General features: G+C 27.9%; 12 protein-coding genes. 2 read left to right on the forward strand and 10 right to left on the reverse strand.

Annotated elements, in window-relative coordinates; all coding sequences use genetic code 11:
- Positions 1–95: 95 nt before the first annotated feature.
- The 7 genes from KGF36_RS05875 to KGF36_RS05905 all read right to left on the reverse strand — a co-directional run bounded on the left by KGF36_RS05875 (position 96) and on the right by KGF36_RS05905 (position 7,865).
- A complete protein-coding gene (locus tag KGF36_RS05875) occupies positions 96–1,259 on the reverse strand; it encodes a M20 family metallopeptidase (RefSeq protein WP_227827042.1) in 1,164 nt (387 codons plus the stop codon).
- Between the two features lie 63 nt (positions 1,260–1,322).
- Complete coding sequence (locus KGF36_RS05880) at positions 1,323–2,510, reverse strand: hypothetical protein (protein ID WP_227827041.1); 1,188 nt, start codon at positions 2,508–2,510, stop codon at positions 1,323–1,325.
- A gap of 336 nt (positions 2,511–2,846) precedes the next feature.
- Positions 2,847–4,547, reverse strand: coding sequence for an ABC transporter ATP-binding protein (locus KGF36_RS05885; RefSeq protein WP_227841996.1), 1,701 nt, complete (start codon positions 4,545–4,547; stop codon positions 2,847–2,849).
- A 219-nt stretch (positions 4,548–4,766) separates the two neighbouring features.
- Positions 4,767–5,042, reverse strand: coding sequence for a PTS sugar transporter subunit IIB (locus KGF36_RS05890; protein WP_227854601.1), 276 nt, complete (start codon positions 5,040–5,042; stop codon positions 4,767–4,769).
- A gap of 97 nt (positions 5,043–5,139) precedes the next feature.
- Positions 5,140–5,673 (reverse strand): molybdopterin-guanine dinucleotide biosynthesis protein B, encoded by a 534-nt coding sequence (gene mobB, locus KGF36_RS05895; RefSeq protein ID WP_227854602.1) that lies wholly within the window; start codon positions 5,671–5,673, stop codon positions 5,140–5,142.
- Between the two features lie 23 nt (positions 5,674–5,696).
- Positions 5,697–6,878: a molybdopterin molybdotransferase MoeA gene (locus KGF36_RS05900; RefSeq protein WP_227827038.1), complete on the reverse strand. Its 1,182-nt coding sequence runs from the start codon at positions 6,876–6,878 to the stop codon at positions 5,697–5,699.
- Positions 6,879–7,130: 252 nt separating this feature from the next.
- Entirely contained in the window at positions 7,131–7,865 is a 735-nt protein-coding gene (locus KGF36_RS05905) for a hypothetical protein (RefSeq protein WP_227827037.1), read from the reverse strand.
- A 362-nt stretch (positions 7,866–8,227) separates the two neighbouring features.
- Between KGF36_RS05905 and KGF36_RS05910 the strand changes: the two genes are divergently transcribed.
- Positions 8,228–9,133, forward strand: coding sequence for a selenium metabolism-associated LysR family transcriptional regulator (locus KGF36_RS05910; RefSeq protein ID WP_227827036.1), 906 nt, complete (start codon positions 8,228–8,230; stop codon positions 9,131–9,133).
- 183 nt (positions 9,134–9,316) lie between these two features.
- On the opposite strand, the gene KGF36_RS05915 is transcribed toward KGF36_RS05910, so the two are convergent.
- Genes KGF36_RS05915 through KGF36_RS05925 form a run of 3 tightly spaced genes read right to left on the reverse strand, consistent with a single transcriptional unit; the run spans position 9,317 to position 12,413 of the window.
- A complete protein-coding gene (locus KGF36_RS05915) occupies positions 9,317–10,711 on the reverse strand; it encodes an aminopeptidase (RefSeq protein WP_227827035.1) in 1,395 nt (464 codons plus the stop codon).
- A gap of 19 nt (positions 10,712–10,730) precedes the next feature.
- Positions 10,731–10,940 carry a DUF896 domain-containing protein gene (locus KGF36_RS05920; RefSeq protein WP_227827034.1) on the reverse strand — a complete coding sequence of 70 codons (210 nt, stop codon included), beginning with the start codon at positions 10,938–10,940 and terminating at the stop codon, positions 10,731–10,733.
- Positions 10,941–10,967: 27 nt separating this feature from the next.
- A complete protein-coding gene (locus KGF36_RS05925) occupies positions 10,968–12,413 on the reverse strand; it encodes a PLP-dependent aminotransferase family protein (RefSeq protein ID WP_227827033.1) in 1,446 nt (481 codons plus the stop codon).
- A gap of 109 nt (positions 12,414–12,522) precedes the next feature.
- On the opposite strand from KGF36_RS05925, the gene KGF36_RS05930 reads away from it, so the two are divergent.
- Positions 12,523–13,317, forward strand: coding sequence for a histidinol-phosphatase HisJ family protein (locus KGF36_RS05930; RefSeq protein WP_227827032.1), 795 nt, complete (start codon positions 12,523–12,525; stop codon positions 13,315–13,317).
- Positions 13,318–13,367 lie beyond the last annotated feature (50 nt).

A 13,367-nucleotide genomic window follows, 5' to 3' on the forward strand; every position in this document is an offset into this window, starting at 1 on the left:
ATCTTTTTTTTATAGTCAACATTTATAGTAATTATAGACAATAAAAAAGCAGAGTATAAACTTAGTCTCTGCTTTTTCTTTATAGTATATTAAAATTATTTATTTAAAAAGTCTACTGCATATTGAACATATAAAGCAGTTCCAATCTCTAAGGCATCTTCATCTATATTAAAACACCCATGATGATGAGGATAACAAGCTCCTTTGGCTTCATTTCTAGCGCCTACAAATGCCAATGCACCAGGTGCAATATTCATAAACTCAGCAAAATCCTCTGCTCCTGTTACTTTTTCAAATAGTGCTATACTTTCTTTTCCAAATAGCTTAATTACTGCATCTGTAGCTATCTTTGAACATTCCTTGTCATTTATAACAGCTGGTGTTAAATATCCATACTCTAACTCAGCTTCTGCTCTATATGCTTCTGCTGTAGATTTTGATATACGTTCTAAAATTGTAGGAATTTGTTTTCTAAGTTCTGGATTAAATAATCTTATTGTGCCTTCTAGAACAGCTTCACTTGCTATTACATTAAATCTTGTTCCAGAATTTAAAACTCCAACACTTACAACTAGTGGCTCTAAAGGACTTACTTCTCTACTAACCATGGATTGTAGGTTCATAACTAATGCAGAACTTGCAAGTACTGCATCAACACCTTGATGAGGAAGTGAACCATGGCCACCCTTACCTTTTACAGTAATTTTGAAGAAATCAGCAGAAGCCATTCTTGGACCTTCTTCAACTGATACAGTCCCACACTCCACATCACTCCAAAGATGAATTCCAAATACACCATCTACACCTTCCATAGCACCATCTTTAATCATAGCTCTTGCACCTTTACCTACTTCTTCTCCTGGTTGAAAAAATAATTTCACAGTTCCCTTAATATCATCTTTAATATCATTCAAAACCTTAGCTGCTCCTAAAAGCATTGATGTGTGACCATCATGTGCACAAGCATGCATAAGCCCCTCATTTTTTGATTTGTATTCTACACCTGTACATTCAACAACTTGAAGTGCATCCATATCTCCTCTAAGTGCTACAGTTTTTCCTGGATTAGCTCCTTTTATAGTTGCAATTACACCTGTGCCTCCAGCTGATACATATGGTACTCCTATCTTATCAAGTTCTTCTTTAATTCTCTTTGATGTTCTAAATTCTTCCATACTTTTTTCAGGATTTTCATGAAATTCTCTTCTAAGTTTGATTACATAATCTTTATATCCATTTGTTATTTCTTTAATATTCATTCCAGACCTCCAAGTGTAACATATTCTTCTTATTATTTAAATGCCTTATTTATTAGTTAAAATTTATATAAGATTTACAAAAATACCTGCTATTACTACAGAAGCTATTGTTACTGTAGTAAATCCACCAACAAGCATCTTTGGAAGCATTTTATCCATCAAAAATTCTTTTTCTTCTGGAGTTTCAGCCAAGGCCTTTACTGCTTCTTCAGTTAATATATAATTTGGTGGGAAACCATAAAGTGCTGTAAGTGAAACTGAAAATGCCATTTCCTTACTTTCACCTAAAAGCTTACCTACTATAATAGAGAATATCCCCATACCTATTACACCAAAAATTATAATTCCTACAAGAGGAACAGCCATTTCAGCAAGCATTGCTGGTGTAGCTTTTGCTAATCCTGCAAATATGAAAGCCATCAATGATGTCATTAACCACCCAAATGAACCTGATTTATTAAGTGGTTTTCTGTCAACTATTCCAAGTTCTGATGCTATTACACCAAATATTAAACAGATAACATATCTTGATACAACTTCATGTGTAAGATTTGTAAATTGCACTGCTAACCATGCTACAAGTCCTAATCTAAGTATTATCATATATGTAGTATCATACTTTTCAGGTAAATCTGGAATTATCTTAAACTTACTCTTTTGCTCAGGTACTTTTTTAGTTTCTTCTTCAACTTTAGTTACAGTCACTTTTCCACTTCTAAAATCTGATAAAAGTCTTTTTCCTTCTTTTTTAAGCATTAATGCTGTGATAGGATAACCTGCAAACCCTTGTGCCACATACATTAAAATTGCTAGAACTGCTAAGCTTGCAAGACCTTTTGCTGTAGCAGCATCTGCCATCATTATAGATGCAACTAATCCTCCAGTAAGAGGAGGTGTAGCTATTACTGCCGTATCCCATCCAAACACTAGAGTTCCTAATGCTAAAGCTCCTACACATACTCCTACTATCCCTGCTAGTGCTATTACTATTGTCTTCCATTGACCTGCTAGCTCTTTAATACTCATCATAGTTCCCATATGAGTTATTAATAAAAGCATACCTAACTGTGCCAATGGTGTTCCTAGAGCTGCTAGGTCCACGATATTTTCTGGGAAAAAAGTCCAAAATCCTACTATAAATATAATTGCTGATACAAAAACTGATGGAACAAAAGCTTTAGTTTTTGCTGAAACTACATCTCCTATCGTCAGTGATACTAAAACTAGACAAAAAGCTGTTATTGCTTCCATACAAAATCCCCCCTCATAAATAAATATATTTGTATACAATGTATGTATAGTTATCCATTATTTTACTACTTTTGAAAAACATTTCAAGTCAAAATTCGATTTTTTTCATAAAATTCTATAAATTCTATTAATTAAAGTTAGTTTTCTAAATTATTCTTTTTGTAAAAACGTTATCCTATACATTGGCTATTTTACAGTACTCTTATAAAGATAATTGAGCATAATTTGCAAAAAATAAAACATAGAATACATTTTTCATAAAACATCTCATTAATATAAAATGAATTTGCTTTATGAATCTTAATATATTCTATGTTTATAAATTTAATTTATATGTTAGTTATTGTGTAATCTACTATATACGCCATTTTTGTTTACTAACTCTTCATGAGTACCTCTTTCTTCAATTCCTTTATCTGTCAGTACTATGATTTCATCAGCATTTTTTATAGTAGTCAATCTATGTGCAACAACTAAATTTGTTCTATCTTTGCTTAATTCTTCTAAAGACTCTTGAATTTCTCTTTCTGTTACATTATCTAAAGCGGAAGTAGCTTCATCCAATATTATTATTGGAGGATTCTTTAAAAAGATTCTCGAAATTGAAATTCTTTGTTTTTGCCCACCAGATAATTTTACTCCTCTTTCTCCTATATAAGTGTCATATCCATCTGGCAGAGTTTTTACAAAATCGTGTATTCTAGCTTTTTTTGCAGCATCAATCATCTCTTCATCTGTAGCACTAGGATTTCCACAAAGAATATTATCTCTTATAGTCCCTGTAAATAAAAATACATCCTGTTGTACTATACCTATATTTTTTCTCAATGATTTTAAGCTTACATCCCTTATACTCTTTCCATCAATTTTTATATCACCTTTATCAAATTCATAAAATCTTGGCAATAAATTGCATAATGTAGTCTTTCCTCCACCAGAAGGTCCAACTAGAGCTATAGTTTTACCAGCTTCTATAGACAGACTCAGATTATCTAATACTTGAGTATCATCTTCATATGTAAAAGATATATTTTCTATCTCGATATTACCTTTTACATGTTCAAGCTCAACAGGGTTTTTAGCTTCTTTTTGATGGTCTTGTTCCATTATCTCTATGAATCTTTTAAAACCTGTCATACCATTTTGATATTGTTCTGTAAAGTTTATCAATTTCTTCATAGGTTGTATAAACATTTTTACATATAATATATATGCAGCAAAATCACCTAAAGTAATTTTTCCAAGATAAGTAAAGTATCCACCAGCTATGACAACTACCCATTCCAAAATATCCATATATAAGTTCATACCAGAATAGTATTCTGCCATTACTTTATAAGAATCTTGTCGTGCTCTCCTAAATAATTTATTGCTTCTTACAAACTTGTTTAATTCTTCCTTTTCAGTACAAAAAGACTTAGTTACTTTCATTCCAGCTATGCTATTTTCTAAAGTTGCATTTACATCACCTATAGTAACTCTACTTTTCATAAAAGCTATATTCATCTTATCTTTTTTTGTTATCGCAAACCAAATTATAAATGGTAATATAGCAAATATTATAAGAGTAAGAGGAATATTTATATCTATAAGTATAAAGAATGAACCAACTAACATTACTATAGAAATGAATAAATCTTCAGGACCATGATGTGCAAGTTCTGTTATATCCATTAAGTCATTTACTATTCTAGACATAGTTACACCAGATTTATTATTATCAAAATAAGTATTTGGAAGCCTCTGTAAGTGTGTAAATACCTCATTTCTCATATCAGCTTGCATATCTACACCAATGACATGTCCCCAATATTGCATAAAATAATTAAGTCCTGCTTTTGCTATAAATATAAGTATAAGTACAACTGCAAAAACTACTAGCATTCTTAAATTTTTATTTGGAACAATGTCATCCATTATATTTCTAGTTATCATAGGATAAACTAAATCACATAAAGAAAATAAGAATGCTGCTATAAGGTCTAATGTAAAGATTTTCTTATATGGTTTATAATATTTGACAAATTGTTTTATCATAAGTTTTAAATCCTCCTTTATCAATACGTCTAAAAAATACCCTTAAATTAGTATAACATAACACTAATTTTAAATCTTTTATAAAATTGAATATTTGTTTTATATAATTACATATTTAAAATACACCTAAAAAGAGCCATATCTATGTAAATAAAATTTTACGAAGATACAACTCTATATTTAGTACTAAATATTTTTTATAACTGTAAACTTAAAAACTTATTTTAAAGCATCCAATATTTTCTTATCTAATGTAGCAGTATTTATACCTGTTATGTATGCTGTTGCTTTTATTGCAGGTATATCATAAGTTGTTGGTAATATAGTAGTAGATACTATTAAATCAGCACCTTCTTGTTTTGTTGCACATTCAGCAATTTTACATTGTATAACTTCTGCTTGTATGTTATTTTCTTTAACCAATCTTTCTACTTTGTCACAAACTACTGTTGATGTTGCAATTCCTGCTCCACATGCTACTAATATTTTTTTCATATTATCCTCCTACGATTTTTATAATTAAATAAATTTCTCATATCTTTATTTATATATAAATAATTATACCATTTTATATCAAAATAATATCTTAAAATTATTCTTTTAATATGTTTTTTATTTCACTATCATTTAATTTTAAAGTATTATTTTTTATACAAGATTCTATGTACTTTGATATAGTTTTGTAGTCATTCAAACCAAACTGCTTAACATTTAAATCATATTCTATATCACTTATAATACCTATCAAATCAGATTTATTTGATAAAATATCCTTATACTTATCTTTTCTAATTACCTCTAATCTTTTAAATCTGTAATTTTTATACCCCTCTATAATAATCAAATCCATGTCTTCATAAAACCTAATCATTTTATATAGTGGATTTTTATCTTTTAATTCTTCAATATATGCTAACCTCTTATTTGATATTATACAAACTTTTCTCGCACCTGATTTTCTATGTTTATAAGTATCTTTACCTTCCTCATCCATCTCAAAATCATGGCATGTGTGTTTGATAACTCCAACATTATAACCTTCTTTACTTAATTCTTTTACTATACCTTCAATTAATGTAGTTTTACCCACTCCTGAATAGGAAACAATTGATAATACATTATACATAAAACCATATCCCCTTCATAAAACTATATAACAACAACATCTACTAATTGGTTTTCTTTTATTATTTCTCTCTTTTTTATCTTAATCATGCAATTACTTCTTAATGTTGCAGATAATCTAGCCTTGGCATCTTTTTTATCATTTAACTTAACATATAATTTACCTTCATCTGTATATAATTTTCCACTTACAAACCTATCGTTATTTGAGAATTTGTTAAATTCTCCTTTAAATATAGCTTTTATATAATGGCTGCTTTCTTTATATGTTAAATACTCAATCACAGGAACAACTACATTATCAAATACCACAATTGCTGCATGTGGATTACCAGAAAGCCCAAACAATATTTTTTCTCCCAATGTAGCTACATAGCAAGCACCTCCAGGTTTAATATTTATCTTCCAAAACAATTCTTTTGCTCCTATGTTTCTAAATACATCTGGTATTAAATCTTTATCTCCAACAGATACACCACCTGTAGTAATTAAAAAATCTACATTTTCTAGCATATCCTTTACTTTTTTTTCTAACTCTTGTATATCATCAGAACAAGTACATATTGTATCTGCTTGTATTCCAAGCTTTAGAAGCTTTGAATATAATGTATATCTATTACTATCATATATTTTACCATCCTCTAAAGTTTCATTTATATCTTGTAATTCTGTTCCTGTATTTAAAACACCCACTTTTAAATCATCATATACATCTAATTTAGATATTCCAAGACTCGCTAATACTCCTATACCATCATACCCTATATGTTGATTTTTACTAATAATTAATTGACCTTTTTTTATATCCTCACCTTTAAATATATAATTGTCATATTCCTTTAGTTTTACATTTAAAGTTATCATGTCTTCTCTAATTGTCACATCTTCTTTTTTTACCACACAGTTTGCTCCATTTGGAATTTTTCCACCAGTCATTATCTTCACTGCTTCATTTTTATTTAATATACCATCAAACACTTCTCCTGCATATAATATTCCTATGACCTTTAAACTTTTATTTTCAGAATTTGCATCATATGCATAACCATCATATGGTGACCTGTCAAATGGAGGACTATCAATTGTTGAATATATATCTTCTGCAACTACTTTATTTACTGCTTCTATAAGATTAACTCTCTTAATCCTACTTATTGGTATAACATTTTCTTCAATAATTTTTATGGCATCTGCTAATCCTATCATTTTAAATACACCCCAATATATTTTTTATTTAAAAACATTCTTAATGTAGTATAATTATAAATTACAATAAATCATTTTAGCTTATATTTAATTATAACTAATTGTTATCTATAAGTGCAGTTTAAATTTAATAAATCTTATAAAATTATCATTAATTGTATTAACTTCAATTTTATACATTTTATAAAAAAAACTGTTTCAAGTTAGAAATTTACTTCTACCTTGAAACAGGCTTATATGCTTTAAAATTCATTATTCTAATAAAGCTCCTTTTATTATTTTTACAAATTTATCGCTCTCAATAGTTTTTATAGACTTTATTTTATTGTCTACTATACTTATTGTAAGTATTTCTTTTTCTAATACTTTATTATCTTTCTTTAATCTATAACTCTTCACTACCCTATTTCCTTCATAGTTATATGCTGTTAAATCATAATTGGCATTACCCACGATTTCATTTATCCTAGATTCTTCAACTCCAATATACTCTCCTAAATCAATGTTTTTATATTCTTCTAAAGATACAGCTGACTTTTCATTATCATTTTTTTCAATCATAATATCATAATTTTCATCTACAGTTATTATACTTTGTGATGAAAAAGAATTTGTTTCAACATTAACAACTTTATTTTTATTAATATTAATGTATAAAGCACTTCCATCTAATTCATTGTTTCCAGTATATTTAGGGTAAACTAATGTCATATAACTTGATGTATTTATATCTTGCATTGCATTTGATTCTTTTAAATTCTTATTTTTTATATAATAAATTGTGTTATAAGGTATTCCCATATTCTTTATAACATATTTATAATCTTTATCTATCATTTCATTAACATCATTTTGAACTTTTGTCATAGTTTTTTGCTGTGTTGCTTTACTTGCTACTTGATTTTTCTCTTTAGTAGTTTCCTTATGACATCCAACAAGTACAATCCCTAAAATAGTTACACAAACTAATGACCTTTTTAACTTCATAAATCAATCCTCCTTTCTTAAATTCTATAATATTTATCTATATCTCATTGTGTGATTATCTCTTTTTTCAATAATTACGTTCATTATTTTATAAAATAATTATATAATATTTATTTAAATTTAATAAGATTAATAAGCTATTTGTAATTTTTTTGTAACAAAACACGTTTTAAGGTTGAATTTTGAAAATTCAATTTACAAGATACTTGTGGTAAATATCCTTATAACATTATACCAAATTATTCCTAAACAATCAAAAACTCCATAAACATTTTAAGGTTTTCTATTTCAAAAATCCCCTTCAACCATTAATTTATCAAATATGTTATAATAGTTTTAGATAATTTAAGGAGGATTAAATAATGGATTTTAAACAACTCGAAGTATTTGTTGCTGTTGCAAAACATCAAAGTTTTTCAAAGGCTGCAAGAGAACTTTTTTTAACTCAACCTACTGTAAGTGCACATATACAAAATTTAGAAAGAGAGTTAGAGACTGTACTTATAAACAGAAGCAACAAAGTTATTACACTCACAAAATCTGGTGAAATTCTTTACGAGCACGCTATATATATATTAAACAACTGCAAACGTGCAATTTATGATATAAAAGAATATTCAGGTAAAATAGAAGGTATTATAGATATAGCATGTAGTTCTATACCTGAAACTTATATTCTCCCTGATTTTATGAAGAATTTTTCTATGAGTTATCCAGATGTAAAATTTTCCATAAGCCATTATGATTCTCAATACGCTATATCAGAAATTTTAAATGAACGGATAAGCTTTGGATTAGTTGGTTCTAAAATTAACAATCCTCAAATCGAATATCTAGACTTATTAGATGATGAACTTGTACTTATTACTCCTTCAGATTTTAAAATTGATAACAAGAACAATTACATTGATATAGAAGAATTGGCTTCTTTCAATTTTATTATGAGAAAAGAAGGCTCTGGTACTAGAAACTTAATACTAAACACACTCAGCAAAAATAACTTTCCGGTAAACAAATTAAATGTAATAGCTCATGTAGAATCAAATGAAGCCATTAAAGAAATGGTTAGATTAGGCCTTGGTGTATCTTTTATATCATATATTTCAGCTATTGATTATCTAAATGCAGGCAAAATAAAATGCTACAAAATAAAAGATATTGATTTTACAAGAAAATTTTTCTTTATTTATTCTAAAAAGAAAACTTTTTCTCCATTAGAAGATAAATTTCTAAACAGACTATGTGAGTACTTTGAAATCATAATATAATAATTTTAATACATGGAACTCAAATTTAAATTATAAACTACTAAATTAATAAAATAAATAGAGTAGTATTATACTATGTTCATTTAATTAATGAGCATAGTATAATACTACTCTATTTACTTATTACTTATTACTTATTACTTATTACTTATTACTTATTACTTATATTATTGTATATTAAATTTATAAGTTTATATTAAAAAACGCCTTATATCCTTTGTACATTTCATATATATCTACTTTAGAAACAATCTCATGTGGCGCATGCATATTTAAAACACCAACACCACAGTCTATAACCTCTGCGCCTTGATTTGCTAGGATGTAGGCTATTGTGCCTCCTCCACCTTGGTCCACTTTCCCAAGTTCAGCAGTTTGCCATACTACATTACCCTCATTAAAAATTCTTTTTACTTCTGATATAAACTCAGCATTGGCATCATTACATCCACTCTTACCTCTCGAACCAGTATACTTATTTAAAACTATTCCATTTCCCATATATGCAGAATTTCTTTTTTCATATGCCTCACCAAAATTTGGGTCATATCCAGCTGCAACATCAGCTGATAATACTTTACTATTTGCTAAAGCTCTTCTTACTTTAATATCACAGTAATCGCCTTCTAAAGCTATTAACTCAGCTACAGTATTTTCAAAAAACTTTGAATGCATACCTGTATTTCCTTGGGAGCCAACTTCTTCTTTGTCCACACATAATGTAACTGAAGTAAATTCTGGTTGTCTAGTCTCTAATATAGCTTTTACAGCAGCATATGAACATACTCTATCATCATGGCCATATCCTAATACCATTGACCTATCAAATCCCAAATCTCTTGCCTTCCCAGCTGGAACTACTTCAATCTCAGCACTTAATAAATCTTCTTCAACTATACTATATTTTTCATTTAAAATTTTTAATATATTTGCTGTTATAGGTTCTTTTTCTTCGCCATCCAAAGGCATATTTCCAATCAATACATTTAAGGCTTCACCACTGATTCCTTCTGACAATTTCTTTTGCATTTGGTCTCCAGCTAAATGAACCAATAGGTCAGTTACACAAAATACTGGGTCACTGTCTTCTTCACCAATAGATACATCCACTTTTGTACCATCATTTAATATAACTACTCCATGTAAAGCAAGAGGAATAGCTGTCCATTGATATTTTTTAATTCCTCCATAGTAGTGAGTCTTAAAAAAACCTAGATTAGCTTCTTGATACAATGGGTTTGGTTTTAAATCTAATCTTGGCGAATCTATATGACTACCTATAATCTTCATACCTTTTTCTATATAATTTTTACCTATCACAAAAAGTGCTACTGCTTTTTCTTTATTTATAGCATAAATCTTGTCCCCATGACTTACACTTCCCTTTTCCATAGCTTCATCTATTGAAATATAACCATTTTCTTTAGCCAATTTTATAATTTCTTTTACTGAAAGTCTTTCAGTTTTTGATTTACTTAAAAAATCCATATAATTGCGAGCATATTCCATAACCTGTTCAATAGCATTTTCTTTTTTTTCAATTTCCCATGCATTCTTAAATTCATGCTTTAAGTCCATGTTTTCCTCCTATTAAGTTTTAATTTTTATTATTTTTCATATATTGTTCATATTCCTCTGGTGAGACTACTTTAACACTGTCAAGTCTTGATTTAAAATGAGCTCTAAAATTTTCTAAATATTCCTTTCTTAAAGTCTCTCTTTCTTTGATTTCATCATCAGAAAGAGCTCCCTCTTTATTTTTCTTTGCTAATTCATTAATCCTATCTAATTTCTTCTTGTCAAACATTTTTTCCTCCTAAAAAACTTCTATTTATTAATAAAATAATTTATTACTTTTTATATCTAATTTATTTTTATATTCACAGAAAAACTCATCTATATTATCGCTTATTATAGATATTCCCTTTTCTAATTCTTCCATACTTGGACGAGCTATATTTATTCTAAAAAATCTATCATCCACTAGATTATCAAAAAAATAAGTCCCTGGAAGCATAGATACTCCTTTATTTAACATAAAACTTGTAAAACTTTGAGATGTATATCCTCTTGGCAATTCTAAAAAAAAGTTTATCCCTCCACAAGATTTTCTAACTTTTAATTTACCACTCAATTTATCATTAATCAAGCTTTTTGCTAACTTGTATTTATCAGTATATATTTTCTCTATATGACTCAAATAATTCTTCCAATTAAAATTCTCCATGTAGTAGTACATTGATTTTTGAATAAGACCTGGGGTTGATATGTCTGATGAATATTTAGCCCATAAAACTTTTTTTAATAATTCGTTTGGCATTTCTACAATCCCTATTCTTAAACCTGGCATAAGTATTTTTGAAAAACTCTTTATATATACTACTCTATTTTTATCATCATAACTTCTGACTGTTCTATTGTCTTTTGAGTCAAATATAAAATCACTTATAAAATCATCTTCAATTATATAAAAATCATGTTCTTCTGCCAATTCTATTAGCTTCTTTTTTTTATATGTTGAATAAGATATACCTGTTGGGTTTTGAAAATTAGGCATAATATATATAAGCCTTGGTTTTATTTTTTCCAATTTTAATTTTAAAATACCTATATCAATTCCATCATCTAACATAGGTATAGATATTATTTTTGCACCTCTACCTTTAAATACTTCAATTGCCCCATTATAAGAGGGCTCTTCCATAAAAACAACATCAGAATAACTTATAAGACCTTTACAAACTATATCTATACCTTGCTGTGCTCCTGAGATTATTTGAATATTTTCTTTAGTAGTATTTATATTTTCATCACTTAAATACTCTACCATCTTTTCTCTTAATTCCTCAGAGCCTAGACCTTCATCATAATCAAATATTGAACTTCCATCTTTAGATAGTGCCATATTTACAGCATTTTTAAATGAATCTATAGGAAACATATCATTAGATGGATTTCCATTATCGAAATGAATTAAATCATCTCTTTGTCTAATATTCTTGTTTTTCCCTTTATCTATACCATTTTTATAAGAATTTGAATTTGATACAAAAGTTCCACTTCCTATAATTTTATATACATATCCTTCATTTTCCAAAAGCTCATATACTTTGACTATAGTAGTATTATTTACATGTAAATAATCTGATAACTTTCTTATTGGTGGAAGTTTTTCATGCTCAACTAGTTCTTTGTTTATTATTAACTGCTTTATATGATTAAATATTTGTATATATTTAGTTGACTTCCTTTCACTTAAATCTATTTTGTATTTTTCCACATTTATCACCGCTTATTGTTTTTATATTTTGTTGATGCTTTGGTATATATTTGATATTATTTAGTATGTATATATAATACCAAAATTTTTATAAAAAGGGGAAATATTTATGTTTTACGACTATCACATGCACTCAAGTTTCTCTACTGATGGAAAATCTACAATGGAAGAAATGATAAAAAAATCTATAGACCTTGGTATAAATGAAATTTGCTTCACAGACCATGTCGATTATGATGTTTATGCTGATGATTCTTTTTCAATTGTCTACGAAGATTATTTTAAAAGTCTAGAAACTCTTAAAAATAGATATAAAGATAAAATATCAATAAAAAAAGGGATTGAATTTGGAGTTCAAACTCAATTAATAGATACATATAGAAAAGAAGCTCATCAATATCCATTAGATTTTATAATATGTTCTATTCATGCTATAGATACAATGGATTTATACCTTGGTAGCTATTTTGAAGGTAAGACTCAACATGAGGTCTATGAGAATTACTACCTTTATTTGTATAATATTGTTAAAAACTATAAGGATTACTCTGTTTTAGGGCATTTAGATTTAATTAAAAGATATGCACCTTATGATACTATCTTAGATGACAGACTATTTTCAGATATAATTGAAGAAACTCTTAAACAAGCCATCTATGATGGTAAAGGTATTGAAATAAACACATCTTGCTATAGATACAATCTGCCAGATTTAACTCCATCTAGATATATACTTCAGATGTATAAAGATTTAGGAGGAGAAATCATAACTACAGGCTCAGATTCACATCATGTAAGTCAAATTGCATACGAGTTTGATTACATATATTCATTGCTAAAAAAGATGGGATTTAAGTATGTATCTAAATTTAATAAAATGAAACCAGAATTTATAAAATTATAAATTTTTACACCTCCTTATGAATATATTTAAAAGATAAGGAGGTGATTTTT

This window comes from Clostridioides sp. ZZV14-6009 (assembly GCF_020658095.1).
In the GTDB taxonomy this organism is placed as follows: domain Bacteria; phylum Bacillota; class Clostridia; order Peptostreptococcales; family Peptostreptococcaceae; genus Clostridioides.